General features: G+C 63.5%; 22 protein-coding genes. 16 read left to right on the top strand and 6 right to left on the bottom strand.

The features are described from left to right. Positions 1-114: 114 nt before the first annotated feature. Positions 115-1,011, bottom strand: a complete 897-nt coding sequence (locus ACLEJQ_RS21405; protein ID WP_440798186.1) for a TonB family protein — start codon at positions 1,009-1,011, stop codon at positions 115-117. Between the two features lie 76 nt (positions 1,012-1,087). Beyond that, on the bottom strand, positions 1,088-2,041 hold the full coding sequence (gshB, locus tag ACLEJQ_RS21400; protein WP_440798184.1) for a glutathione synthase: 954 nt from the start codon (positions 2,039-2,041) through the stop codon (positions 1,088-1,090). 222 nt (positions 2,042-2,263) lie between these two features. Between gshB and ACLEJQ_RS21395 the strand changes: the two genes are divergently transcribed. The 6 genes from ACLEJQ_RS21395 to ACLEJQ_RS21370 all read left to right on the top strand — a co-directional run bounded on the left by ACLEJQ_RS21395 (position 2,264) and on the right by ACLEJQ_RS21370 (position 12,461). Then, on the top strand, positions 2,264-2,692 hold the full coding sequence (locus ACLEJQ_RS21395) for a response regulator (RefSeq protein WP_440798182.1): 429 nt from the start codon (positions 2,264-2,266) through the stop codon (positions 2,690-2,692). Between the two features lie 47 nt (positions 2,693-2,739). Continuing rightward, positions 2,740-3,105, top strand: a complete 366-nt coding sequence (pilH, locus tag ACLEJQ_RS21390; RefSeq protein ID WP_058544375.1) for a twitching motility response regulator PilH — start codon at positions 2,740-2,742, stop codon at positions 3,103-3,105. A 10-nt stretch (positions 3,106-3,115) separates the two neighbouring features. Continuing rightward, positions 3,116-3,655: a chemotaxis protein CheW gene (locus ACLEJQ_RS21385; protein ID WP_440798179.1), complete on the top strand. Its 540-nt coding sequence runs from the start codon at positions 3,116-3,118 to the stop codon at positions 3,653-3,655. A 157-nt stretch (positions 3,656-3,812) separates the two neighbouring features. Continuing rightward, positions 3,813-5,870 carry a methyl-accepting chemotaxis protein gene (locus ACLEJQ_RS21380; protein ID WP_440798177.1) on the top strand — a complete coding sequence of 686 codons (2,058 nt, stop codon included), beginning with the start codon at positions 3,813-3,815 and terminating at the stop codon, positions 5,868-5,870. Between the two features lie 200 nt (positions 5,871-6,070). Continuing rightward, complete coding sequence (locus ACLEJQ_RS21375; protein ID WP_440798175.1) at positions 6,071-11,992, top strand: Hpt domain-containing protein; 5,922 nt, start codon at positions 6,071-6,073, stop codon at positions 11,990-11,992. After that, a complete protein-coding gene (locus ACLEJQ_RS21370) occupies positions 11,985-12,461 on the top strand; it encodes a chemotaxis protein CheW (RefSeq protein WP_440798173.1) in 477 nt (158 codons plus the stop codon). Before ACLEJQ_RS21375 ends, ACLEJQ_RS21370 begins: the two co-directional genes overlap by 8 nt. A 47-nt stretch (positions 12,462-12,508) precedes the next feature. Here the strand turns inward: ACLEJQ_RS21370 and ACLEJQ_RS21365 are convergent, their stop codons facing one another. Further along, complete coding sequence (locus ACLEJQ_RS21365; protein WP_440798171.1) at positions 12,509-12,985, bottom strand: hypothetical protein; 477 nt, start codon at positions 12,983-12,985, stop codon at positions 12,509-12,511. Positions 12,986-13,309: 324 nt separating this feature from the next. On the opposite strand from ACLEJQ_RS21365, the gene mdcA reads away from it, so the two are divergent. The 9 genes from mdcA (at position 13,310) to madM (ending at position 20,562) form a co-directional block, all read left to right on the top strand. Further along, entirely contained in the window at positions 13,310-14,980 is a 1,671-nt protein-coding gene (gene mdcA, locus ACLEJQ_RS21360; RefSeq protein ID WP_440798169.1) for a malonate decarboxylase subunit alpha, read from the top strand. Beyond that, on the top strand, positions 14,981-15,856 hold the full coding sequence (locus tag ACLEJQ_RS21355) for a triphosphoribosyl-dephospho-CoA synthase (protein ID WP_440798167.1): 876 nt from the start codon (positions 14,981-14,983) through the stop codon (positions 15,854-15,856). It begins immediately after the preceding gene. Then, the gene (locus ACLEJQ_RS21350) at positions 15,856-16,155 is read left to right on the top strand and encodes a malonate decarboxylase subunit delta (protein ID WP_245140353.1); all 300 of its coding nucleotides are present in this window, start codon (positions 15,856-15,858) and stop codon (positions 16,153-16,155) included. Before ACLEJQ_RS21355 ends, ACLEJQ_RS21350 begins: the two co-directional genes overlap by 1 nt. Then, entirely contained in the window at positions 16,148-16,999 is an 852-nt protein-coding gene (locus ACLEJQ_RS21345; RefSeq protein ID WP_440798165.1) for a biotin-independent malonate decarboxylase subunit beta, read from the top strand. The genes ACLEJQ_RS21350 and ACLEJQ_RS21345 overlap by 8 nt, the downstream gene beginning before the upstream one ends. Then, complete coding sequence (mdcE, locus tag ACLEJQ_RS21340) at positions 16,996-17,799, top strand: biotin-independent malonate decarboxylase subunit gamma (RefSeq protein WP_440798163.1); 804 nt, start codon at positions 16,996-16,998, stop codon at positions 17,797-17,799. The genes ACLEJQ_RS21345 and mdcE overlap by 4 nt, the downstream gene beginning before the upstream one ends. Beyond that, positions 17,793-18,416, top strand: a complete 624-nt coding sequence (locus tag ACLEJQ_RS21335; RefSeq protein ID WP_440798161.1) for a malonate decarboxylase holo-ACP synthase — start codon at positions 17,793-17,795, stop codon at positions 18,414-18,416. The genes mdcE and ACLEJQ_RS21335 overlap by 7 nt, the downstream gene beginning before the upstream one ends. Beyond that, positions 18,413-19,333: a malonate decarboxylase subunit epsilon gene (mdcH, locus tag ACLEJQ_RS21330; protein ID WP_440798159.1), complete on the top strand. Its 921-nt coding sequence runs from the start codon at positions 18,413-18,415 to the stop codon at positions 19,331-19,333. The genes ACLEJQ_RS21335 and mdcH overlap by 4 nt, the downstream gene beginning before the upstream one ends. A gap of 66 nt (positions 19,334-19,399) precedes the next feature. Further along, entirely contained in the window at positions 19,400-19,792 is a 393-nt protein-coding gene (madL, locus tag ACLEJQ_RS21325) for a malonate transporter subunit MadL (protein WP_440798157.1), read from the top strand. 5 nt (positions 19,793-19,797) lie between these two features. Continuing rightward, positions 19,798-20,562 (top strand): malonate transporter subunit MadM, encoded by a 765-nt coding sequence (gene madM, locus ACLEJQ_RS21320; protein ID WP_440798155.1) that lies wholly within the window; start codon positions 19,798-19,800, stop codon positions 20,560-20,562. A 151-nt stretch (positions 20,563-20,713) separates the two neighbouring features. Here madM and ACLEJQ_RS21315 read toward each other — a convergent pair whose 3' ends face one another. Continuing rightward, a complete protein-coding gene (locus tag ACLEJQ_RS21315; RefSeq protein WP_440798153.1) occupies positions 20,714-21,628 on the bottom strand; it encodes a LysR family transcriptional regulator in 915 nt (304 codons plus the stop codon). Positions 21,629-21,847: 219 nt separating this feature from the next. On the opposite strand from ACLEJQ_RS21315, the gene trhA reads away from it, so the two are divergent. Continuing rightward, the gene (gene trhA / locus ACLEJQ_RS21310) at positions 21,848-22,465 is read left to right on the top strand and encodes a PAQR family membrane homeostasis protein TrhA (RefSeq protein WP_440798151.1); all 618 of its coding nucleotides are present in this window, start codon (positions 21,848-21,850) and stop codon (positions 22,463-22,465) included. A gap of 61 nt (positions 22,466-22,526) precedes the next feature. Here the strand turns inward: trhA and ACLEJQ_RS21305 are convergent, their stop codons facing one another. Together ACLEJQ_RS21305 and ACLEJQ_RS21300 are read right to left on the bottom strand one after the other, a co-directional pair. After that, the gene (locus tag ACLEJQ_RS21305; protein WP_440798149.1) at positions 22,527-23,246 is read right to left on the bottom strand and encodes a 16S rRNA (uracil(1498)-N(3))-methyltransferase; all 720 of its coding nucleotides are present in this window, start codon (positions 23,244-23,246) and stop codon (positions 22,527-22,529) included. Between the two features lie 175 nt (positions 23,247-23,421). Continuing rightward, a complete protein-coding gene (locus ACLEJQ_RS21300; protein ID WP_440798147.1) occupies positions 23,422-24,828 on the bottom strand; it encodes an adenosylmethionine--8-amino-7-oxononanoate transaminase in 1,407 nt (468 codons plus the stop codon). Between the last annotated feature and the right edge of the window lie 18 nt (positions 24,829-24,846).

Genomic DNA, 24,846 nt, shown 5'->3' with positions numbered 1-24,846 from the left:
TCATCCAACATAGATGTTGACTGACAGACCGCTATCGCGAGCAAGCTCGCTCCCACAGGGGATCTGCGGGGGGCACAAATGCCTGAGCCATACAAAACCTGTGGAAGCGGTGTGTCAGTTACTGGACAGCCGATCGCCCCGGGCGAATTTCCAGGTGCGGATGATTTCCAGTCGGTCGATGTCCGACAGGTCGCCGGTAAACGGCGCGAACGGCGCCGCCAGGCGTACGATGCGCTGGGCGGCCTGGTCCAGCAGCGGCTGGCCGGAGGATTCGAGCACCAGCACTTCATACAGCGAGCCGTCGCGATTGATCGAGACCATCAGTCGCAAATTGCCGTAGATCTGTTTGCGCCGGGCTTCGTCGGGATAGTTCAGGTTGCCGATGCGCTCGACCTTCTTGCGCCATTCGTCTTTGTACCAAGCGCCTTTGTCGCGCATGGTCGAGGCGGCGCTCAGGCGGTGGATCCGCGGGCGTTTGGCGTACAACTGCTGCTCCTGGGCCAGTTCGGCTTCCAGGCTGGCGATGTCGCTGGACAACTGGGAGCTGTCGAAGGTCGGCGCGGGTGCCTTGGGCTTGGGGTCGGGCTTGACCTCTTCCTTGACCGGGGCTTTTTTCGGCTTCGGCGCCACGGTGGTCACGGCTGCCTTGGGCGCCGTTTCCTGGACTTCGGGCTTGGCCGCCGGTGGTGGGGTGACTTTCTGCACCGTGTTGTCCTGGAATGGCGCAACCTCGGTGGTCTTGGGGATCGCCTTCTTTTCCAGGGTGCCGCTGCCTTGCTGGTTTTCCTGGGCCAGGAAATCCGCCTTGGTCGGCTTGGTCTCGCTCTTGAAGGTCGCCAGGGTGATTTCCAGGGTCCGGCTGATCTGCTTGGGCTCGACCGTGGCAAAACCGACGCCCAGCAGCAGGGCCAGGTGGATCAGCGCCGCCAGGAACAGGGTAAAACCGAGGCGATCGGCCGGGCGCACGCCACGATGGGCGAGCTCTTGGGGCAGATCGGACGGGAGGGTCATGACAAGGAAACCAACATCGCATTTTTTTCAGGCCGGGCATGATAACGCAATGTCGGTTTCCTTCATCAGATCCAGATCAACGCGCCTTGAGCTTCTGATCGATGGCATCCATCAGCAGGCCGCCGATGTCGGTGCCGAAGGCGTTGTCGATCTCGCGGATGCAGGTCGGGCTGGTAACGTTGATCTCGGTCAGGTGCTCGCCGATCACGTCCAGGCCGACGAACAACAGGCCTTTCTCGCGCAGGGTCGGGCCGACCTGGGCGGCGATCCAGCGGTCTTTTTCGGTCAGCGGACGCGCTTCGCCACGGCCGCCGGCCGCCAGGTTGCCGCGGGTTTCGCCGGCCGCGGGAATGCGCGCCAAGCAATAATCCACCGGTTCGCCGTCGATCATCAGGATGCGCTTGTCGCCATCGACGATGGCTGGCAGGTAGCCCTGGATCATGATCTGTTGCTGGCCGTGCAAGGTCAGGGTTTCGAGGATGACCGACAGGTTAGGATGCCCGGCGGTGTGGCGGAAGATCGAAGAGCCACCCATGCCATCCAGTGGTTTGAGGATCACGTCGCCGTGATGGTCGGCGAATTCACGCAGCACGTCCGGGCGACGGCTGACGATGGTCGGCGGCGTGCATTGAGGGAACAACGTGGCGAACAGTTTTTCGTTGCAGTCGCGCAGGCTCTGGGGCTTGTTGACCACCAGCACACCGGCGCTTTCGGCCTGTTCCAGCAAGTAGGTGGAGTAGACGAACTCCATGTCGAACGGCGGATCCTTGCGCATCAGGATCACGTCCAGGTCGCTCAGCAGCGTGTCGTTCTCGGCGCCCAGCTCGAACCATTTCTCGGGGTTGGCGAAGACTTTCAGCGGCTTCATCCGCGCCCGGGCCTGGCCTTCGGCCTGGTAAAGGTCGCGCTGCTCCATGTAGAACAATTCCCAGCCGCGCTTCTGAGCGGCCAGCAGCATGGCCAGCGAGCTATCCTTTTTGTAGGAAATGCTGGCGATAGGGTCCATGACAATGCCGACGCGTACGCTCATGGCTTGGTTCCTCGAAAGTTTGATGGGCACGACTGCCGCGAAAAAGTGGCGTCAGAGTGGCGCCCGGACGATTGGCGGTCAAGGAAAAACCACCGCACCGCCCGGCCATGGATCGGCGATAAAGACTGTGCTAAAAAGGCTGCCATGTGACGCGCGGGCCTTGAACATCAAGGGCTTGCGCGGTCGTTGACTCTCAAGCGTTAAAAACCGGCCGCAGTGACAATGGCAGAGCATCTTTCGCAGCAGCAATCCAGCGCCTTGAAGGTCATGGTCATCGACGACTCGAAGACCATCCGCCGCACCGCCGAAACCCTGTTGCGCAACGTCGGCTGCGAGGTGATCACGGCCATCGACGGCTTCGATGCCCTGGCCAAGATCGCCGATCATCATCCGGGGATTATCTTCGTCGACATCATGATGCCGCGCCTGGACGGTTACCAGACCTGTGCCCTGATCAAGAACAACAGTGCGTTCAAGGCCACGCCGGTGATCATGCTGTCGTCCCGTGACGGCTTGTTCGACAAGGCCAAGGGGCGCATCGTCGGCTCCGATCAGTTTTTGACCAAACCGTTCAGCAAGGAAGAACTGCTGGGAGCGATACAGGCCCATGTCCCGGGCTTTGCCGCTGTCCAGCCGCACCAGGCACATTAATGACACTCGGCCAACGGGCCTGGGGTCGACAAAAAATGGGGAACACCATGGCACGTATTCTGATCGTCGATGACTCGCCGACCGAGATGTATAAACTCACCGGCATGCTGGAAAAACACGGCCATCAGGTCCTGAAGGCCGAAAATGGCGCCGATGGCGTGGCCCTGGCCCGCCAGGAAAAACCCGACGCGGTGCTGATGGACATCGTCATGCCCGGCCTCAATGGGTTCCAGGCCACGCGCCAGTTGACCAAGGACCCGGACACCGGCCACATCCCGGTGATCATCATCACCACCAAGGACCAGGACACCGACAAGGTCTGGGGCACGCGCCAGGGTGCCAAGGATTACCTGACCAAGCCGGTGGACGAAGAAACCCTGATCGCGACCCTGAACAAAGTACTGGCGGGTTGACCGCGCGGCCATGAGCCAGTCCCTGACCGCATTCGAACTGCTGTTGCAGATCGACCGGCGCTGTCGGTTGCTGGGGGCGGACCTGCCGTCCCAGCCAGCCCATCGCGCCAGTTGGAGCGGCATCGGCTTTCGCCTGGGCGAGCACTGGTATGTAGCGCCCATGGGGGAAGTCAGCGAAGTGCTGCACGAACCGCGCTACACCCAGTTGCCCGGCGTCAAGGCGTGGGTGCGCGGTGTCGCTAATCTGCGCGGGCGGCTGTTGCCGTTGATGGATCTGTGCGGTTTCTTCGGCCATGAGCTGTCGACCGTGCGCAAGCAGCGACGGGTGCTGGTGGTCGATCACGACGAAATGTTCACCGGGTTGCTGGTGGATGAAGTCCTCGGATTGCAACATTTCCCCCAGGAGAGCCTCGAACCGACCTTGATGGATGATCTCGACGGCCCGGAGTCGGCCTTCGTCAAGGGACGGTTTCGCAGCGAGCGCGAGTGGCAGGTGTTCAGCCCGTTCGCCCTGACACGCTCGCCGGGGTTCATGGATGTGGCGATTTGACCAGATGCAGCACTGTTCCCTGTGGGAGCGAGCTTGCTCGCGATAGCGGTGCCGCAGCTTGTATCAATGTTGACTGTGCCGCCGCCATCGCGAGCAAGCTCGCTCCCACATTGGGATGGTGGTGGGTTGGGGTTTTGGGCAGTACAGGCGAGAACCGATGATCAAAGCAAAAACAGGCAAGCCACTGGAAGCGACGCGCAGTCGTTCGCAGATCATCGTGCTGTTCGTCGCGCTGATTGTCTTCATCGTGCTGCTGTTCGCCAATTTCGCTTACCTCAATACCCAGTCCAACTACGACAAGCAGTACATTGGCCACGCCGGGGAATTGCGGGTGCTGTCCCAGCGCATCGCCAAGAATGCCACCGAGGCGGCCGCCGGCAAGCCTGCGGCGTTCAAGTTGCTCAGCGACGCGCGTAATGATTTCGCCCAGCGCTGGAGCTACCTGAAGCAGGGCGACCCGGTGACCGGCCTGCCACCGGCCCCCGCCACGTTACGTCCGCAGATGCGCGCCGTGCAGTTGGACTGGGAGCGCCTGCTCAAGAACACCGATGCCATCCTCTCCAGCGAGCAGACCGTGCTCTCGTTGCACCAGGTGGCGGCAACCCTGGCCGAAACCGTGCCGCAATTGCAGGTCGAGTACGAGAAAGTCGTCGAGATCCTGCTGCAACGGGGCGCGCCCGCGTCCCAAGTGGCCATGGCCCAGCGTCAGTCGCTGCTGGCCGAGCGGATTCTTGGCGCGGTGAACACCGTGTTGGCAGGGGACGAAAACGCCAGCCAGGCTGCCGACACCTTCGGTCGCGACGCGGCGCGTTTCGGCCAGGTACTCAACGGCATGCTGCAAGGCGACCCGGCGCTGAAGATCTCCCAGGTCCAGGACCGCGACGCCCGGGCACGCCTGAGCGAAATCAGCGAGCTGTTCGAGTTCGTCTCGGGCTCGGTGGACGAAATCCTGGAAACCTCTCCGGAACTGTTCAAGGTCCGTGAATCGGCGGGCAACATCTTCAATCTGTCGCAGACCCTGCTGGACGAAGCCTCGCACCTGGCGACCGCGTTCGAGAACCTGGCCGGTGGGCGCTCCGTCAATAGCATCGGCGGTTATGTACTGGGCCTGCTGGCGCTGATGTCGATCATCCTGATCGGCCTGGTAATGGTGCGCGAAACCAATCGCCAACTGCGCGAGACGGCGGAGAAGAACGAGCGCAACCAGAACGCGATCATGCGACTGCTGGACGAAATCGCCGACCTCGCCGATGGCGACCTGACAGTCACCGCTTCGGTCACCGAAGACTTCACCGGCACCATCGCCGACTCCATCAACTATTCGGTGGACCAGCTGCGCGACCTGGTGGCGACCATCAACCTCACCGCCGGCCAGGTGGCCGCTGCGGTGCAGGAAACCCAGGCCACGGCCATGCACCTGGCCCAGGCTTCCGAGCACCAGGCCCAGCAAATCTCCGAAGCTTCGACTTCAATCAATGAAATGGCCCAGTCCATCGACCAGGTATCAGCCAATGCCGCCGAGTCGTCGGCGGTGGCCGAACGCTCGGTGGAGATCGCCAACAAGGGCAACGAGGTGGTGCACAACACCATTCACGGCATGGACAACATTCGCGAACAGATCCAGGACACCGCCAAGCGCATCAAGCGCCTGGGTGAGTCGTCCCAGGAAATCGGCGACATTGTCAGCCTGATCGACGACATCGCCGACCAGACCAACATCCTGGCGCTCAACGCGGCGATCCAGGCGTCCATGGCTGGCGATGCCGGGCGCGGCTTCGCGGTGGTGGCCGATGAAGTGCAACGCCTGGCGGAGCGTTCATCGGCGGCGACCCGCCAGATCGAGACCCTGGTGCGGGCGATCCAGGCCGACACCAACGAAGCGGTTATTTCCATGGAACAGACCACCACCGAAGTGGTGCGCGGCGCACGGCTGGCACAGGATGCCGGGGTGGCGCTGGAGGAAATCGAAGGCGTGTCCAAGACCCTGGCGGCGTTGATCCAGAGCATTTCCAACGCAGCGCAGCAACAGACCACCTCGGCCGGACAGATTTCCCTGACCATGAACGTGATCCAACAGATCACCAGCCAGACCTCGTCCGGCTCCACCGCCACCGCCGAAAGCATCGGTAACCTGGCGAAGATGGCCAGCCAGCTGCGTCGGTCGGTGTCGGGGTTCACCTTGCCGGCGGGGCCTGTGGATGAGGAAAAGCGGTGATGGGGCTGTTGAGAAATGAAGTGCCTGTGGCGATGGAGCTTTTGTGGCGAGGGAGCTTGCTCCCGCTGGGGCGGTCCGACGTTTCGGGCGTAACCGCCGTAGAGATTTTGTGAGCGCTTCGCGCTCAAGCGGGAGCAAGCTCCCTCGCCACAAGGAGTCTCGTCAGTATCTCAGGCGTATGACGATGGTTTGGAGTGGTTATGGGTGATCGGCACGATTACGTAGCCCTGGAGTGGATCAAGGGCGAGATTGCCGAAACGCTGAAGCAGGCCCACCTGGCCCTCAATCGCCTGGTGGACGATCCGCAGGCGTCGGATGCTCTTGGGCAATGCCTGGCCTGCATTCACCAGGTGCATGGCGGCCTGCAAATGGTCGAATTCTATGGCGCTGCGTTGTTGGCCGAGGAAATGGAGCAGCTGTGCGCCGCCCTGCAAGACAACCGTGTCACCCACCGCGACGAAGCCATCAGTCTGTTGAGCCAGGCCCTGGGCCAGTTGCCGATCTACCTGGAGCGCATACAAGGCGCGCGCCGCGACCTGCCACTGGTGGTCTTGCCGTTGATCAATGATCTGCGCAGCGCCCGGGGCGAGGGCCTGCTGTCGGAGACCAGCCTGTTCAGCCCGGAACTGCCGCAAGTCGCCCCCTTGAGCCGCGAAGCGTTGGAGCATCTGGCACCACCGGACCTGCCGAATACCTTGCGCAAACTGCGCCAGACCCTGCAAGTGGCGCTGGTGGGCCTGCTGCGCGAACAGGACGATGCCACCCATCTCGGTTACCTGGCCAAAGTCTTCCATCGCCTCGAAGGGCTGTGCGCCGGGGCGCCGCTCAACGCGTTATGGCAGGTGGCTTCGGCACTGGTGGAAGGCATGCGCGACGGGCGCATTGCCAATAGCCCGGCGTTGCGCAGCCTGTTCAAGGAGACCGACAAGGAACTCAAGCGCCTGTCGGAGCAGGGCATGCCCGGCATCAATCAGCCGGCGCCGCCCCACCTGCTCAAGAGCTTGTTGTTCTATATTGCCAAGGCCGAACATCCCAGCGGGCAGATGCAGATCATGAAAGAACGCTACTCACTGGACGACGCGCTGCCCGACAGCGCCATGGTCGACGAAGAACGTGCGCGCCTGGCCGGGCCCGACCGCGACGCCATGCGTTCGGTGCTCGCCGCGCTCTGTGAAGAGCTGGTGCGGGTCAAGGAACGCCTGGACCTGTTCGTGCGCAGTGATCGCCAGCACGCCGCCGAGCTGGACAGCCTGCTGGCGCCCTTGCGGCAAATTGCCGATACCCTGGCGGTGCTCGGCTTCGGCCAGCCGCGCAAGGTCATCATCGATCAGTTGGCGGTGGTGCTGAGCCTCGCCCAGGGCCAGCGCGAGCCCGATGACGCGACCCTCATGGACGTTGCCGGCGCCTTGCTCTATGTCGAGGCGACCCTGGCCGGCATGGTCGGCACCGTCGAGCCGGACAGCCGCGAAGACGCCCGGTTGCCCACCACCGACCTGACCCAGATCCACCAGATCGTCATCAAGGAGGCCCACACCTGCCTGCAACAGGCCAAGGACATGATCGTCGACTACATCGACGCCGACTGGAACAGTGAGCAGTTGCAGTCCTTGCCGGCCTTGCTGACCCAGGTGCGCGGCGCGCTGGCGATGATCCCCCTGAGCCGCGCCGCCGGCCTGGTGGAGGCTTGCAACGGGTTTATCCGCGATCATCTGTTGCTGGAGCAGGCCCAGCCCGGTTGGGAAGAGCTTGACCACCTGGCCGATGTGATCACGGGCCTGGAGTATTACCTGGAGCGTTTGAGCGAGGATCCGCAAACCCCCGGCGAACCCTTGCTGGACGGGGTCGAACACAGCCTGGCGGCCCTTGGCTATTTCCCTGACGAGGCGCGGGTGCCGGTGCTCGATGATGTGTTGAGCCCCAACGAGGCCCAGGTCATGCAGGATTTGCAGGAACTGGATGATCCCCAGACGGTGCAGTCCCTGGCCCAGGTGCTGAGCAACCCGGTCTTGGCGGTCAACCCGCCGGCCAGGGGCACGCCGGGCAGCCTGTTGCCGCCGCCCGTGGATGAGCATCCGGTGGACGACGAGCTGCGTGAGGTCTTTCTGGAGGAAACCGAAGAAGTGCTCGGTGTCCTTCATGAGTACTTGCCGCGCTGGCGTGCGCATCCCGACGACCATGCTGCCCTGGGCGAGGTGCGTCGGGCCTTTCACACCCTCAAGGGAAGCGGCCGGATGGTTCGGGCGTTGGTGTTGGGAGAGCTGGCCTGGGCCGTTGAGAACCTGCTCAACCGGGTGCTGGAGCACAGCGTCGCGCCGGGGGCTGCGGTACTGAAGTTGATCGAGGACACGCTGCAGTTGTTGCCGGTGCTGGTGGCTGAGTTCGCTGACAATCGCCAGCGCCAGCGCGAGGACGTCGACCGCCTGGCCGCCCGCGCCCATGCCCTGGCCAAGGGCGACGATGAGCCCGATGAAGACCAGCGGGACGTGGCTGCCCTCGATCCGCTGTTGCTGAAGATTTTCGACACCGAAGCCCAGGGCCACCTCGCAATCGTCAATCGCTTCCTCGACCAGGCTGCCGAGCAGTTGCCGTTGCAGGCCAGCGACGAATTGCAGCGCGCCTTGCACACCCTCAAGGGCAGCGCTTCCATGGCCGGTGTGCTGCCGATCGCCGAGCTGGCCGGCGCCATGGACGAACTCGCCCGGGAATACCGTGCGCACCTGATCGCCCTGGATCTGGACGAAGTCGAGCTGTTGCTGGAGGCCGAAGGCTTGCTGCGGCGAGGCCTGCGCCAGTTACACACCGAACCGCTAGCGCCGATCGCCGGAGCCGCCGATCTGGTCCGGCGCGCCCAGGCGCTGTTGGCCGAACGCCTGCAAGCAACGCCCGGTGCATCGGACACCGGGGCGCGGGCCAAGCGTGATCCGCAGTTGATCAACAACTTCCTCGCCCAGGGCATGGACATCCTGCTGGACGCCGAGAACCTGCTGCAGCGCTGGCAGCAGCACCCCGGCGACGGCCAGGAACTGAGCGCGCTGCTGGATGAACTGACCACTCTTGGCGAAGGCGCGCATCTGGCCGACCTGCACCCGGTGGACGAACTCTGCGAAGCCTTGCTCGACCTCTATGGCGCGGTGGAGGAAAGCAGCCTGGCGGTCAGCGATGGGTTTTTCCAGGAGGCGCAGCGCGCCCATGAAGCGTTGATCGATATGCTTGATGAGCTGGCGGCCGGGCAGCATGTGCATCCGCAACCGGAACGGGTACAGGCCCTGCGCAGTTTGCTGGAGGCCGGCCTCGACCCCTCGGCGACCGGCCTGATCCGCAGCGACGGCAGCCGAACCCTGAGCATTCGCGAGCTGGGTAGCGCGACGGCTGAGCTGGACCACGGCGCTCACGTTGACGGCGATGTGGATGACGACATCGTCTCGATCTTCATCGAGGAGGCCCAGGACATCCTCGAAAGCGCCGCCCAGGCCCTGCAACGCTGGCTGGCCGACCCGGAAAACGCCGCGCCGCTGTCGTCGCTGCAACGTGACCTGCACACCCTCAAGGGCGGGGCACGGATGGCGGACATCCGTTCGATCAGCGATCTGGCCCAGGAATTGGAAAATCTCTACGAAGGCCTGGTGGACCGTCGCTACAGCCACAGCGAGGAACTGGAACAACTGCTCAATGGCAGCCACGAGCGCCTCGATCTGTTGCTCGGGCAGTTGCAACAGGGCCAGCCACTGGGTGATCCGGTTGCGCTGATCGACGCCCTGCGCCGGTTTCGCCAGGACAAGCCGAACGCCATCGAAACCACCGGTACGCAGACGGGCGATGCGGCCGGTCATGACCCCGAGCTGCTGGAGATCTTTCTCGAAGAAGGCTTCGATATTCTCGACAGTTCTGCGGCGGCCTTGCAGCGCTGGCAGGCCGAGCCTTCGAACCGCCAGGCGGTGGAAACCTTGTTGCGCGATCTGCACACACTCAAGGGCGGTGCGCGGATGGTGGAAATCGCGCCCATCGGCGATCTGGCCCATGAACTGGAAAACCTTTACGAAGGCCTGGCGGCGGGGCTGCTTCAGCCTACGGCGGCGCTGTTCACCCTGGTGCAAAGCAGCCATGATCGCCTGGCGCAGATGCTCGATGCGGTGCGGGCCGGGCTATCGTGTCCGCCGGCAGACCGGTTGATTGCGCAGATCCAGGCGGTCAACCATCCGCAGGACAATGCGGTTGCCGCCCCCGTCCCCGCTCCGGAACCGACCCCGGTTCCTGTCTCTGTTCCGGCCAAGCCGGAGCCGGGACCGTCGAGCGATGGCGCGGACATGGTCAAGGTCTCCGCTGAACTGCTCGATGACCTGGTGAACCTGGCCGGGGAAACCTCGATCTTCCGTGGCCGGATCGAACAGCAGGTCAACGACGCGCGCGTGGCCCTGCACGAGATGGAAACCACCATCGAGCGCATGCGCGATCAATTGCGCCGCCTGGACACCGAGACCCAGGGGCGGATTCTCAGCCGCCAGCAGGTGGAAGCCGAACGCCTGGGTTATGAGGAATTCGACCCGCTGGAGATGGACCGTCATTCCCAGTTGCAGCAGTTGTCCCGAGCGCTGTTCGAATCCGCCTCGGACCTGCTTGATCTCAAGGAAACCCTGGACCGCAGCAATCACGACGCCGAAAACCTGTTGCAGCAGCAAGGGCGGATCAACACCGAACTCCAGGAAGGCCTGATGCGTACGCGCATGGTGCCGTTCGAGCGCATGCTGCCGCGCCTCAAGCGTATTGTCCGCCAGGTGGCGCAGGAACTGGGCAAGGATGTCGAATTCGTGGTGGGCAATGCCGAAGGCGAGATGGATCGCAACGTACTGGAGCGCATGGCCGCGCCCCTGGAGCACATGCTGCGTAACGCGGTGGACCACGGCCTGGAGCCGGCCGACGTGCGTATCGCCGCAGGCAAACCGGCGCGCGGGCGCATCAGCCTGGACTTGTCCCGGGAAGGCGGCGACATCATTTTCGACATCCGTGACGACGGCGCCGGCGTGCCACTGGAGGCGGTGCGGCGCAAGGCGATCAAACGCGGCCTGCTGGCGCCGGACAGCGACATCAGTGATCGCGACGTGCTGCAATTCATCCTGCAACCTGGGTTCTCCACCGCCGAGAAGATCACCCAGATTTCCGGACGCGGCGTCGGCATGGACGTTGTCCACGAAGAAGTGCGGCAACTGGGCGGCAGCATGATCATCGATTCCACGCCGGGGCAGGGCGTGCATTTCCGCATTCGCCTGCCCTTCACCGTGGCGGTCAACCGGGCGTTGATGGTGCAGTGTCATGAAGACCAGTACGCGATCCCGCTCAACACCATCGAAAGCATTGTCCGGGTGCTGCCCGCCGAACTCGACGGTTATTACCAAGGCGATCCGCCGACTTATACCTACGCCGGACAGCGCTATGAACTCTGCTACCTGGGCGAGCTGCTGAAAACCGGCGCTCGCCCGAAATTGCTGGGCCAGAGCCAGCCGCTGCCGGTGTTGCTGATGCAGTGCAACGAGCGGCATATCGCGGTGCAGGTGGACGCCACTGCCGGCACCCGCGAGATCGTGGTCAAGAGCCTCGGCCCGCAGTTCTCGGCGGTCCAGGGCCTGTCCGGAGCGACCATCCTCGGCGACGGGCGGGTGGTGCTGATCCTCGATCTGCTGGCGCCGATTCGCGCCTTGCCGCACCAGGTCCCGCGCCGCCCGGCGTCGGCGCAAAGCGAGGGCGAGCACCAGCGGCCATTGCTGGTATTGGTGGTGGACGACTCGGTGACGGTGCGCAAGGTCACCAGCCGCCTGCTGGAACGCCATGGCATGCACGTACTTACCGCCAAGGACGGTGTGGACGCCATGGCGCTGCTGGCCGAGCATGCCCCGGACCTGATGCTGTTGGACATCGAAATGCCGCGCATGGACGGCTTCGAAGTGGCGACGCAAGTGCGCAACGACCCACGCCTGGCGCACCTGCCGATCATCATGATCACCTCGCGCACCGGCCAGAAACACCGCGACCGCGCGATGGCCATTGGCGTCAACGACTACCTGGGCAAGCCGTACCAGGAATCGGTGCTGCTCGACAGCATCGCCCACTGGAGCAAGACCCATGCATGACCTGAACCCGCGCACCAGCCACCTCACCGGGCTGCTGTTGCCTCTGGCCGACCGTCATCTGATCCTGCCCAACGTGGCCGTGGCCGAGCTGATCGACTACCAGAGCAGCGCTTTCGATCTAGACACCCCACCGTGGTTTCTGGGCTGGGTGAGCTGGCGCGAACGACAGATCCCGCTGCTGAGCTTCGAGTCAGCCTGCGGCCAGAAAACCGTGATCGGCGAGCGCGCCCGCATCGTCGTGCTCAACGCCCTGGGCGGGCGCCCGGAACTGCGGTTCATTGCGCTGCTGGTGCAAGGTATCCCACGCTCCTGCAAGCTCGACGCCCAACTGAGCTACGTCGACGTGCCGCTGTGCGGGCTGGAACAGGCGGCGGTGCAAGTGGGGGAACATGTGGCGAAAGTGCCGGATCTGCTGGCGCTGGAGGAACTGGTGATGGCCGCCGGGTTGGCTGAATATCAAAGACCCTGAGCCTTCTCCCAGCCAACGGGGCTGGTTTCGCTGCTTCTGGGGGGGACTTACGCCGGAATCATCTCGAGGCGGATGTCGGCGAACTCCAGTCCAAAGGTCTTGCCCATCTCTGCGGCCCAAACGCCTATCTGAAGCTCATGGGATCGAGCAAACCAGTTGGATACCGGGCCGTCCACGTCCACCCATTCGCCGACGCAGGATCGCGGATGCACCCGCATGGTCACCCAGCCGCTGTGAGTGCTCTCGGTGATCAGGAAGGCGAAGCCGAGCTCCCCCGGCTGCTCCTTGATGCGATAACGGAACGTCAGATGAAAATGCTCGTACGCCAGCCCGGGGTCTTTGAATTCGAACTGCTTGTAAAGACCCGGAAGAAACCTGTTTTTATCGCTGGCAATCATCTCGCCCGCCCAGAAAATGTTCCGGCCGTGTTCGTCGGCTTCCAGTCGTGCATCGATTGCGCCATCACCGTCGATCCATCCGTTACGGTCTCGAGCATCGAAAGTCGTGTGATCCACATAACTCATGGTGTCCTCCAAATCTTGATGGAATTACAGCCGCATCGACCTTTCCACCGCCGGGCAAGGACAACGTCCCTAAAACATTAAGCACGTCGGATTCAGCGAGGGCTACTGTCAGAACCAACAGGTCGACTGAACTGGCCCGCCGACTAAAAATACCCGTAAGTCAGTTGCCAGTTCGTGAATTTCTATTTAAGGAAATCGAACCCATGCCACAAAAGGCGTGCTCGACCATTACTCCAAACGTAACGATCCGGCATCGAGCTTGATTGATGCCCCCCCATGACGCTCCTAAGGTAAGCCCCACGACAGCGAACCCGTGGAGTGGTCATGACAACAACAATATCCCCCGACTCGCGCTGGACGCGGCGGCGCAGCGAGAAGCAGCGGCGGCTCGAACTGGTGAAGGGGCTTGCCGACGGTGTGGTGCTGCCCACCGACAGGATCGTCGCGGCGCTGGAGGCGTTGATCCTGCCGGGTGACCGCGTGGTGCTGGAGGGCAATAACCAGAAGCAGGCGGATTTCCTCTCGCGCTCCCTGGTGAAAGCCGATCCGTCGAAGCTCCACGACTTGCACATGATCATGCCCAGCGTCGGCCGTTCCGAGCATCTGGACCTGTTTGAACGCGGCATCGCCCGCAAGCTGGATTTTTCCTTCGCCGGCACCCAGAGCCTGCGCATCAGCCAGTTGCTCGAAGACGGCCTGCTGGAAGTCGGGGCGATCCACACCTACATCGAACTCTATGCGCGGCTGGTGGTGGACCTGATCCCCAACGTGGTGCTTTCCGCCGGGTTCATGGCCGACCGCGCCGGCAATATCTACACCGGCCCGAGCACCGAGGACACCCCGGCGTTGATCGAGCCGGCGGCCTTCAGCGATGGCATCGTCATTGTCCAGGTCAACCAACTGGTGGACGACGTCAGTGACTTGCCGCGAGTGGACATCCCGGCGTCCTGGGTGGATTTCGTGGTGGTGGCCGACAAGCCGTTCTACATCGAGCCGCTATTCACCCGCGACCCCCGGCATATCAAGCCAGTACACGTACTGATGGCGATGATGGCGATCCGTGGGATCTACGAAAAACACAACGTCCAGTCTCTCAATCACGGCATCGGATTCAACACCGCCGCTATTGAGTTGATTCTGCCGACCTACGGCGAATCCCTGGGCCTGAAGGGCAAGATCTGCCGCAACTGGACGCTCAATCCGCACCCGACCCTGATCCCGGCCATCGAAAGCGGCTGGGTCGACAGCGTGCATTGCTTCGGCACCGAACTGGGCATGGAGCACTACATCGCCGCCCGGCCCGACGTGTTCTTCACCGGGCATGACGGCTCGCTGCGCTCCAACCGGATGGTCTGCCAATTGGCCGGTCAGTACGCCGTGGACCTGTTCATCGGCGCCACGTTGCAGGTAGACGGCGATGGTCATTCTTCCACCGTCACCCGTGGTCGTCTGGCCGGATTCGGTGGCGCACCGAACATGGGCCATGATCCACGCGGTCGCCGCCACGGCACGTCAGCCTGGCTCGACATGCGCCACGGCGATGGCGAGGCTCCTTTGCTGGAGCGTGGCAAGAAACTGGTGGTGCAGATGGTCGAGACCTTCCAGGAGGGCGGCAAGCCAACCTTCGTCGAGACGCTCGACGCGGTGGACGTGGCGAAGAAAGCCGGAATGCCCCTGGCGCCGATCATGATCTACGGCGACGACGTCACCCACCTGCTTACCGAAGAAGGCATCGCCTACTTGTACAAGGCCCGTTCGCTGGAGGAGCGTCAGGCGATGATTGCGGCCGTGGCCGGGGTCACTGCCATCGGCCTGCGGCACAACCCCAAGGACACCGCGCGGATGCGCCGCGAAGGCTTGATCGCCTTGCCCGAAGACCTCGGCATCCGTCGCACCGACGCCACTCGCGAGTTGCTCGCGGCCAGGAGCGTGGCCGATCTGGTGGAGTGGTCCGGTGGCCTCTACAACCCGCCCGCCAAGTTCAGGAGCTGGTAAATGCACGCACTCAACTGGCAACCCAAAGCGCTATCGCTGTCCGAGCGCCTGGCGGACCTGACGGTCGACGCGCTGATCGACGAAGCCGACCTGTCACCCAAACCGGCCCTGGTGGACCGTCGTGGCAGCGGTGCCCATACCGATCTCCACCTGGGGCTGATGCATGCTTCGGCGCTGTCGCTGTGGCCGGCGTTCAAGGAAATGGCCGAGGCCGCCATCGATTACGCTGACATCGGCCTGCCGTTGCGCGAAGCCCTTGGACGGATCGGCCGTGAAGGCGAAGCCGCGATGCTCGCCACCACCGGCGGGGTGAACACCCACCGCGGCGCGATCTGGGCCTTGGGCCTGCTGGTCGCCGCCGCGGCGCTGGAACCTAAATCCAGCGCCGCTGGCGCAGTCACTTTGCGCGCCGCCCGCCTGGCCTTGCTCGACGACCGCTACGCACCAAAACCCATGAGCCATGGCGCCCAGGTTGCCCAGCGCTACGGTGTGCGCGGCGCCCGTGAAGAAGCCCAGCTGGCGTTCCCGGCCGTGACCGGCCTGGGCCTGCCGCAACTCAAGCGCAGCCGTGCGGCGGGGGCCGGAGAGCAGAACGCCCGGCTCGATGCGTTGCTGGCGATCATGACCACCCTGGCTGACACCTGCGTGCTGTATCGCGCCGGCGAAGCGGGTTTGCAAGCCATGCAACAAGGCGCCAGAGCCGTGCTCGATGCCGGTGGTAGTGCAAGTCTGGGCGGTCGTCGCCAACTGCACGCGCTGGACCAACAATTGATTGCTTTGAACGCCTCGCCCGGCGGTGCGGCCGACCTGCTCGCCGCCTGCCTGCTGCTCGACCGGATCGAGCGCGGCGATGGCCTCTGCCCAGGAGTGTGCTGATGCAAACCTTATCCTTTGAATTTCCCGCCGGGCAGCCGCCACGGGGCCGGGCGCTGGTGGGCTGTGTCGGTTCCGGCGACCTGGAAGTGCTGATCGAACCGGGCCTGGCCGGCAAGTTGACCATCCAGGTGCAAACCTCGGTCAACGGCAGCGAGCAGCGCTGGCAACATCTTTTTTCGCGCATGTTCGACGGCCAGGTGCCGCCGGCGCTGTCCATCGATATCCATGATTTTGGCGCCACGCCTGGCGTGGTGCGTCTGCGCCTGGAGCAAGGCTTCGAGGAGATCGGCCATGACTGACAGCGCCGCATTATTGAACAAGCACAGCTTCATCGAGCTGGGCGCCCGGCAACGCGCCAAGGCGTTGCTGGACGATGGCACGTTCCGCGAGTTGCTCGACCCGTTCCAGCGGGTCATGTCGCCCTGGCTGTTGCGCCAGGGCGTGGTGCCGCAGAGCGATGACGGCGTGGTGATCGCCAAGGGCAGCCTCGACGGTTTGCCGGTGGTCCTCGCCGCCATCGAAGGTGCTTTCCAGGGCGGCAGCCTGGGCGAGGTCGGCGGGGCGAAGATTGCCGGCGCCCTGGAACTGGCCGCCGAAGACAACCGTAACGGCATCCCGACCCGGGCCGTGTTGCTGCTGGAAACCGGTGGCGTGCGCTTGCAGGAAGCCAACCTGGGGCTGGCAGCGATTGCCGAGATCCATTCGGCGATTGTCGACCTGCGCCAGTACCAACCGGTAGTCGGGGTGGTGGCCGGCAGTGTCGGCTGTTTCGGCGGCATGTCTATCGCCGCCGGGCTGTGCAGCTACTTGCTGGTGACCCAGGAGGCACGGCTCGGCCTGAACGGCCCGCAAGTCATCGAGCAGGAAGCCGGGCTCGACGAATACGACTCCCGCGACCGGCCCTTCATCTGGAGTCTGACCGGCGGCGAGCAGCGTTTTGCCAGCGGTTTGGTGGACCGTTATGTGGCCGATGACGTGGCGCGGATCCGCCAGGAGGTCAGCCAGTTGCTGCATCAGGGTGTGCCGTCCGTGCACCGCAGTGGCCAGCCCGAGTGGTTCCTGCAACGCCTGGCTCAGTTGGACACCGACGTGCAAATCGAACCGGCAGCGGTTCGCCAGTTGTATCAGGGAGAACGTCCATGAGTGCTTATTCATTGCGCGGCTTGCGCTGGTTCGAAGCCCTGAGCGGCAACGCCCTGCCGATCCAAGGATTGCCCGCGTCGTTGAAGGTCGCCGATGTCCGATTGGGCGAACAACAGGTACGGTTGCTGGCGGTGGTGGCCGATCCTGACAACCGCTTCCCGCGGGCTCGCAACGGCGAAGTCGGCTTGCTGGAAGGCTGGGGCCTGGCAAAAGCAGTGGGTGACGCCATTGCCGCCGACCGCGATGCGCCGAGCAAACGACCCTTGATCGCTATCGTTGATGTGCCGAGCCAGGCGTATGGCCGGCGTGAAGAAGCCCTGGGCATCCATCAGGCGCTGGCCGGCGCGGCGGGCAGCTACGCCCGCGCTCGATTGGCCGGGCATCCGGTGATCGGCCTGCTGGTGGGCAAGGCGATGTCCGGTGCATTCCTTGCCCACGGCTATCAGGCCAACCGGCTGATTGCACTGCGCGATCCGGGGGTGATGGTCCACGCCATGGGCAAGGCGTCGGCGGCGCGGGTGACCTTGCGCAGCGTCGAAGAACTTGAGGCGCTGGCCGCCAGCGTGCCGCCGATGGCGTATGACATCGACAGTTTTGCCAGCCTGGGCTTGTTGTGGGAAACCCTGTCGGTCGAGCAGATCGAGCAACCGCTGGCGAGTGACCTGGCGCGGGTGATCGATTGCCTGCAACAGGCGATCAACGACGTTCTAGGAGCACCGCGAGACTTGAGAAGCCGTCTGGGCGCGTCTCACCGAGCGGCCTCCAGCACCGTTCGCCAGTTGCTGAGGGCGCAGTGGTGAATCATTTCCTGGCCCATGACCTGCTCTGGGGGATGACCCCGGAGCGGTTGCCGGCGGATGCGCCGCAGTGGGTGGGCGAATCCCTGGGCCTCGGGCAACCGGTGGTTGTGCGGCGGGCGGTGGTGGCGCCGGGGCAGATTGCGGTGGGCGTGCGTGGGCGATTCCGGGAACAACGCTACGCCACGTCGATGCCGTTGTCTGCCGTCGTGCGGCGGATGCGCCCGGAAGACTTGTGTCACGTCGCCTTTCGCCGCGACGTGCCGGCGCTGCTAGCGCTGTCACGCCTGCGTCCGCTGCTCGATAGTTGCGGCTGGATCTGGGGCGTCAGCGGCAGCGCCGGCTTCGAACTCGCCAGTGGCATTAGGGCATTGCATGACCGCAGTGACCTGGACCTGATCCTGCGTACGCCGCAGCCGTTGGATCGCGCTCAGGCCAGGGAACTGCTGGCGCAACTGGACGATTCGGTATGTTCCGTGGACATGCAGTTGCAGACGCCATTCGGCGCCGTCGCCCTGCGCGAGTGGGCAGGCGTGTCACAGCGGGTCTTGCTCAAGGATGATGTCCAGGCCCGGTTGGTGAAGGATCCCTGGCAGCCGTCGCTGGAGTGCGTCGCATGAGCAGCCTCTTGGTGTTCCCCGGCCAAGGGGCGCAACGGCCCGGCATGCTCCATGACCTGTCGCTTCAGGTACTGGACCAGGCAAGTGATGTGCTTGGCGAAGACGTCCGGCAACTGGACAGTGTCGCAGCGCTGCATTCGACCCGCGCCGTACAGTTGTGCCTGTTGATTGCCGGCGTGGCGGCGTCCCGTCGCCTGCTGGAACAGGCGCCTGCGCCGGACTACGTGGCGGGGCTGTCCATCGGTGCGTATCCGGCGGCGGTCGTCGCCGGTGCCCTGGGATTCGAAGACGCGTTGCGGCTGGTCAGCCTGCGGGGCGAACTGATGCAGCAGGCCTATCCGAAAGGCTATGGCATGACTGCAATCATCGGCTTGGATCTTGCTTCAGTCGAAGCGTTACTGGCCCAGGTACATAGCGACACGACACCGGTCTACCTGGCCAACATCAATGCCGATAACCAGGTGGTCATCGCCGGCAGCGACGAGGCCATGGGGCTGGTTGCCAGCAGGGCCCGAAGCCAGGGCGCCGCCAAGGCGTGCCGGTTGGCGGTGAGCGTTCCCTCCCATTGCCCGTTGCTGGAGGCCCCGGCGCGGTCGTTGGCGGCAACCTTTGCCGACGTGACATTGAAGACCCCGGCCCTGGGCTATCTCAGCGGTAGTCGTGCACGGCCGGTGATCAAGACCGAGGCCTTGCGCGACGACCTAGCCTTCAACATGTGCCGGGTCGTCGATTGGCGCGGCACGGTGCAAAGCGCCTACGAGCGAGGCGTGCGGCTCCAGATCGAACTGCCGCCCGGTGCGGTGTTGACCGGGCTGGCACGCCGGGTGTTCGAGCAAGGTACGGTCATTGCCTTCGACGGCGCCCGGCTCGATACCCTGCAAGCGCTATTGCGTGAGGAGGGAAGCCGCCAACCCTAGACCACCGACTCAGGCTGCGAAATACAAGAACAACAATTTCGACGATGCATTTTGAGGACTATGACAATGATTATTTACGGTGTGGCGTTTTTGGCCTTTTGTACCCTGGTGGGTATTTTCATCGGTGAGCTGCTGGGCAAATTGATCGGCGTGCCGGCCAACGTCGGTGGCGTCGGCATCGCGATGCTGCTGTTGATCGGCCTGGGCAGTTACCTGGCCAAGCGCGGGCTGTTCAAGGGTAAATCCGAAGCCGGCGTGGAGTTCTGGAGCGCCATCTACATCCCCATCGTGGTGGCGATGGCGGCGCAGCAGAATGTCTATGGAGCGCTCAAGGGCGGGCCGATGGCGATCCTGGCCGGAACCCTTGCGGTGGTGGTTGCCTTTGCGTTGGTGCCGGTGCTGGTGCGCATTGGCAACAAAGGTCCCCAGGCCGATGTTTCCGTCAAGACGGTCGGGTGATTGCCATGTACGAATCCATGATGAAAGTCATCACCGGCTACGGCCTGATCAGCGGTTTCGCCATTGTCGGCATCACCATGTGGGTGTCCTACTGGATCAGCGATACGTTCACCAGAGGTCGCCTGCACGGATCGGCCATCGCCATTCTGCTGGGGCTGGTGCTCTCGTACATTGGCGGGGCAATGACTGGCGGGCAGAAGGGCGTGGTGGACATCCCGCTGTTGTCCGGGATTGGCCTATTGGGCGGTGCCATGCTGCGGGACTTCGCCATCGTCGCCACGGCGTTCGGCGTCAGTGTCGAGGAGCTCAAGCGCGCCGGTTTCGTGGGGGTGCTGGCCTTGTTCGTCGGCGTCGGTACGTCATTCATCGCTGGCGTTGGCGTGGCGATGGCCTTCGGTTATACCGATTCGGTGAGCCTGACCACGATCGGTGCCGGGGCAGTGACCTACATTGTCGGGCCGGTGACCGGTGCGGCGATTGGGGCCACGTCCGAAGTGATGGCCCTGTCCATTGCCGCCGGGTTGATCAAAGCGATCCTGGTGATGGTGGCGACGCCGTTCGTGGCGCCATTGATTGGCCTTGATAATCCCCGTAGCGCGGTAATCTTCGGAGGTTTGATGGGAACCTCCAGCGGCGTAGCCGGAGGCCTGGCGGCAACGGATCCGAAGCTGGTGCCGTATGGTTGCCTGACAGCGGCGTTCTATACGGCGCTCGGATGCCTGCTAGGGCCTTCGCTGTTGTTTCTGATCATGCGGGGATTGATGGGGTAGGGTTTCGAGCCTCATTGAAAAGACTGGCGCCATCGCGAGCAGGCTCGCTCCCACAGGAGGTTGGTGTCGTACTCGGCTGATGAGTATGGCCGATCCAATGTGGGAGCAAGCCCGCTCCGGGCGGCGGTCCGACGATGAAGGCACCACGGTCTCAAACCTGGCGATTGGCATACATCCGGCACTCGGCCAGCAGCGCCAGCAGATTCGGGTCGCGCTCCTTGGCCTTGAGGAACACCACGCCGATGTGCTGCTGCAACCGGTATTTTTCCTGCAACGGGATCAGCTTCACCCGGTTCTCATACACCGCCGCGATCCGCCCCGGCAGCAATGCGTAACCCACCCCGGAGCTGACCATGCTCAGCAGGGTGAAGATGTCGTTGACCTGCATTGCCACCTTCGGTTCGAACCCCGCCTGCTTGAACACCCGGATCCCGTCCTGGTGCGTGGCGAAGCCCTGGGTCAAGGTGATGAACGTCTCGTCGCGCACCTCAGCCAGGTCGACTTCGTTTCGTTGGGCGAAAGGTGAGTCGGCCGGGGTGGCGAGGAAGATGTCATCGGAAAACAACGCGATGTGCTCGCAGTCCGGGTCGTTGACGCTGTCGTCCAAGGACACCAGGATCGCGTCCACTTCCATGTTCTTGAGCTTGTAGAGCAGGTCGATGTTCGAACCCATGATCAGGTCGATGTTGAGTTCGCTGCGACGGATCTTCAGGCCCATGATCAGCTGCGGCACGGTCTTGACCGTCAGCGAGTACAGCGAGCCAAGCTTGAAGCGCTCCGCGGAAAAACCGGCGGCCTCGCGGGTCAGGCGTACGCTTTCGACCACGTCATGGATAAGTTTCTGCGCCCGCTCCTCCAGCACATAGGCGCTTTCCAGCGGCGTCAGGTTACGGCCCTCGTGCTTGAACAACGGACAACGCAAGGCACTTTCCAGGGAGTGAATCGCCCGGTGCACGCTGACATTGCTGGTCTGCAACTCGGTCGCCGCCCGCGCCAGGTTCCCGGTGCGCATGAAGGCCAGGAACACCTCCAGTTTCTTCAGGGTCAATTCTTCGTCGATCAGCATGGGGCTGGCTCTTGGTCGTATCGCTTGATTGTGCCTCAATAGCCCGTGGGAGCAAGGCTTGCCCGCGATAGCGATGTTTCAGTCGATGGAGATATTGGCTGTGAGGCCGCCATCGCGAGCAAGCTTTGCTCCCATAGGTGGACGCGCCGCAAGCCATTGCACTTTTGCGCCGCAGGCCTGAGTCTTGGCGGCTGGCTCGATATGGAGGATCAGGATTCGATGTATCACGGGGAACGACTCAACGCCTGGACCCATTTGGTCGGGGCGATCGCGGCGTTTATCGGTGGGGTGTGGCTGGTGGTGATGGCCGGGCTGACCGGCGACCCCTGGAAGATCGTCAGCGTGGCGATCTACGGGTTCACCTTGCTGGTGCTGTACAGCGCTTCGACGGTTTACCACAGCGTGCGCGGGCGCCGCAAAGCGATCATGCAGAAGGTCGATCACTTTTCGATCTACCTATTGATCGCCGGGAGCTACACGCCGTTTTGCCTGGTGACCTTGCGCGGGCCGTGGGGCTGGAGTCTGTTCGGGATTGTCTGGGGGCTGGCGCTGATCGGGATCCTGCAGGAGATCAAGCCGCGATCCGAAGCACGCATCCTGTCGATCGTGATCTACGCCGTGATGGGCTGGATCGTGCTGGTGGCAGTCAAGCCATTGCTGGCGGCCCTGGGCAGCGCCGGGTTTGCCTGGCTGGCCTCGGGCGGCGTGTTGTACACCGTGGGCATCATCTTCTTCGCCCTCGACAACCGCCTGCGCCATGCCCATGGCATCTGGCATCTGTTCGTGATCGCTGGCAGCCTGCTGCACTTTGTGGCGATTGTGCTGTATGTACTCTGAACACCGCTAAACCCGTGTGGGAGCGAGCCTGCTCGCTCCCACACGGGATAACCACCCGATTTTAGAAATCCCCCCACAACTGCTGCGCCACCGCCAGGGCCACCACCGGCGCGGTTTCGGTGCGCAGCACGCGAGGGCCGAGGCGGGCGGCGTGGTAGCCGGCGGACTTGGCCTGTTCGACCTCGGCCTCCGACAAACCGCCCTCGGGGCCGATCAGGAAGGCCAACATCTGTGGCCTGGCATGGCTGACCAGCGGCTCGGCCACCGGGTGCAGCACCAGCTTCAGCCCGGCCTCGGTCTGCTTCAGCCAGTCGGCCAGCAGCAGCGGCGGATGGATCACCGGCACGGTCGAGCGCCCGCATTGCTCGCAAGCGCTGATCGCCACTTGGCGCCAGTGCAGCAGGCGTTTGTCGGCCCGTTCATCCTTGAGGCGCACTTCGCAGCGTTCGCTGAAAATCGGCGTGATCTCGTTCACCCCCAGTTCCGTGGCCTTCTGGATCGCCCAGTCCATCCGCTCACCCCGGGACAGCCCCTGACCAAGGTGAATGTGCAGCGGCGATTGCGGTTGTCCGTCGAACTGCTCGTTCAGTTGAACCCGCACCTGCTTCTTGCCGACTTCGGCCAGCACACCCAGGAATTCCTGACCCGAACCGTCGAACACCTGCACCGCGTCCCCTTCGGCCATGCGCAACACCCGGCTGATGTAATGGGCCTGGGCCTCGGGCAACTCGTGTTCGCCGAGGCTCAGCGGGGTGTCGATGAAGAAGCGGGACAGTCTCATGTTGGTTCTCTGTTGAATCGGGGGATGGCATTGTTATTTTGATCGAGCGCTTTTGTGGCGAGGGAGCTTGCTCCCGCTGGGCTGCGAAGCGGCCCCATTTCTTGCGATTGCTGCGCACTGGTGCGCCAGCCCGGTCGAGCGGGAGCAAGCTCCCTCGCCACAGGGAAACCTGTGGTCAGCCCGGATCGCGATAACCCGGATGAAAGTCCTTCGGCACCGCCACGCTGACCTTGTCCCGGATCGCAATGTCGATGCCTTCGCTGGCGACTTCGGCCAGGAAGTCGATCTGCTCGGGGGTGATGACATACGGTGGCAGGAAATACACCACGCTGCCCAGCGGCCGCAGCAACGCGCCACGCTCCAGCGCATGCTGGAACACCGTCAGGCCGCGTCGCTCCTGCCAGGGATAGGCGGTCTTGCTGGCTTTGTCCTTGACCATCTCGATCGCCAGCACCATGCCGGTCTGGCGCACTTCGGCCACGTTCGGATGATCGGCCAGGTGCGCGGTGGCGTTCGCCATGTGCTGGGCCAAAGCCTGGTTGTTCTGGATGACGTTGTCTTCTTCGAAGATATCCAGCGTCGCCAGGGCTGCCGCGCAGGCCAGCGGGTTACCGGTGTAGCTGTGGGAATGCAGGAAGGCGCGCAGGGTCGGGTAGTCGTCGTAGAAGGCGCTGTAGACCTCGTCGGTGGTCAGGCACGCCGCCAGCGGCAAGTAGCCGCCGGTCAGGGCCTTGGACAGGCACAGGAAATCCGGGGTGATCCCGACCTGCTCGCAGGCGAACATCGTCCCGGTGCGCCCGAAACCGACGGCGATTTCGTCGTGGATCAGGTGCACGCCGTAGCGGTCGCAGGCCTCGCGCAGTAACTTGAGATAGACCGGGTGATACATGCGCATGCCGCCGGCGCCCTGGATCAGCGGTTCGACGATCACCGCCGCGACGCTGTCGTGGTGCTCGGCGAGCGTCTGCTCCATGGCAGCGAACATCGTGCGCGAATGCTCTTCCCAGCTCACCCCTTCGGGCCGGTGGTAACAATCGGGGCTCGGCACCTTGAGGGTGTCCAGCAGCAGCGCCTTGTAGGTCTCGGTGAACAGCGGCACATCACCCACCGACATCGCCGCGATGGTTTCGCCGTGGTAGCTGTTGCTCAGGGTGACGAAGCGCTTCTTGTTAGAGCAGCCACGGTTGGCCCAGTAATGGAAGCTCATCTTCATTGCCACTTCGATGCACGATGAGCCGTTATCGGCGTAGAAGCACCGGGTCAGGCCTTCGGGTGTCATCTGCACCAGGCGTTCGGACAGTTCGATCACGGGCTGATGGCTGAAGCCGGCGAGGATCACATGCTCCAGTTGGTCGACCTGATCCTTGATCCGCTGGTTGATGCGCGGGTTGGCGTGGCCGAACACATTGACCCACCAGGAGCTGACGGCGTCGAGGTAGCGCTTGCCTTCGAAGTCTTCCAGCCACACGCCTTCGCCGCGCTTGATCGGGATCAGCGGCAGCTGTTCGTGGTCTTTCATCTGGGTGCAGGGATGCCACAGCACCGCGAGGTCTCGTTGCATCCACTGGTTATTCAGGCCCATGTACAGTCTCCTCGAGGT

Source organism: Pseudomonas sp. SMV71 (assembly GCF_052042015.1).
Classification (GTDB): Bacteria; Pseudomonadota; Gammaproteobacteria; order Pseudomonadales; family Pseudomonadaceae; genus Aquipseudomonas.
This window is presented reverse-complemented; position numbering and strand designations above follow the sequence as displayed.

Excerpts from the sequence above, each read along its gene's own strand:
- ACLEJQ_RS21405 (WP_440798186.1), bottom strand. The coding sequence starts at position 1,011 with ATGACCCTCCCGTCCGATCTGCCCCAAGAGCTCGCCCATCGTGGCGTG.
- gshB (WP_440798184.1), bottom strand. The coding sequence starts at position 2,041 with ATGAGCGTACGCGTCGGCATTGTCATGGACCCTATCGCCAGCATTTCC.
- ACLEJQ_RS21395 (WP_440798182.1), top strand. The coding sequence starts at position 2,264 with ATGGCAGAGCATCTTTCGCAGCAGCAATCCAGCGCCTTGAAGGTCATG.
- pilH (WP_058544375.1), top strand. The coding sequence starts at position 2,740 with ATGGCACGTATTCTGATCGTCGATGACTCGCCGACCGAGATGTATAAA.
- ACLEJQ_RS21385 (WP_440798179.1), top strand. The coding sequence starts at position 3,116 with ATGAGCCAGTCCCTGACCGCATTCGAACTGCTGTTGCAGATCGACCGG.
- ACLEJQ_RS21380 (WP_440798177.1), top strand. The coding sequence starts at position 3,813 with ATGATCAAAGCAAAAACAGGCAAGCCACTGGAAGCGACGCGCAGTCGT.
- ACLEJQ_RS21375 (WP_440798175.1), top strand. The coding sequence starts at position 6,071 with ATGGGTGATCGGCACGATTACGTAGCCCTGGAGTGGATCAAGGGCGAG.
- ACLEJQ_RS21370 (WP_440798173.1), top strand. The coding sequence starts at position 11,985 with ATGCATGACCTGAACCCGCGCACCAGCCACCTCACCGGGCTGCTGTTG.
- ACLEJQ_RS21365 (WP_440798171.1), bottom strand. The coding sequence starts at position 12,985 with ATGAGTTATGTGGATCACACGACTTTCGATGCTCGAGACCGTAACGGA.
- mdcA (WP_440798169.1), top strand. The coding sequence starts at position 13,310 with ATGACAACAACAATATCCCCCGACTCGCGCTGGACGCGGCGGCGCAGC.
- ACLEJQ_RS21355 (WP_440798167.1), top strand. The coding sequence starts at position 14,981 with ATGCACGCACTCAACTGGCAACCCAAAGCGCTATCGCTGTCCGAGCGC.
- ACLEJQ_RS21350 (WP_245140353.1), top strand. The coding sequence starts at position 15,856 with ATGCAAACCTTATCCTTTGAATTTCCCGCCGGGCAGCCGCCACGGGGC.
- ACLEJQ_RS21345 (WP_440798165.1), top strand. The coding sequence starts at position 16,148 with ATGACTGACAGCGCCGCATTATTGAACAAGCACAGCTTCATCGAGCTG.
- mdcE (WP_440798163.1), top strand. The coding sequence starts at position 16,996 with ATGAGTGCTTATTCATTGCGCGGCTTGCGCTGGTTCGAAGCCCTGAGC.
- mdcH (WP_440798159.1), top strand. The coding sequence starts at position 18,413 with ATGAGCAGCCTCTTGGTGTTCCCCGGCCAAGGGGCGCAACGGCCCGGC.
- madL (WP_440798157.1), top strand. The coding sequence starts at position 19,400 with ATGATTATTTACGGTGTGGCGTTTTTGGCCTTTTGTACCCTGGTGGGT.
- madM (WP_440798155.1), top strand. The coding sequence starts at position 19,798 with ATGTACGAATCCATGATGAAAGTCATCACCGGCTACGGCCTGATCAGC.
- ACLEJQ_RS21315 (WP_440798153.1), bottom strand. The coding sequence starts at position 21,628 with ATGCTGATCGACGAAGAATTGACCCTGAAGAAACTGGAGGTGTTCCTG.
- trhA (WP_440798151.1), top strand. The coding sequence starts at position 21,848 with ATGTATCACGGGGAACGACTCAACGCCTGGACCCATTTGGTCGGGGCG.
- ACLEJQ_RS21305 (WP_440798149.1), bottom strand. The coding sequence starts at position 23,246 with ATGAGACTGTCCCGCTTCTTCATCGACACCCCGCTGAGCCTCGGCGAA.
- ACLEJQ_RS21300 (WP_440798147.1), bottom strand. The coding sequence starts at position 24,828 with ATGGGCCTGAATAACCAGTGGATGCAACGAGACCTCGCGGTGCTGTGG.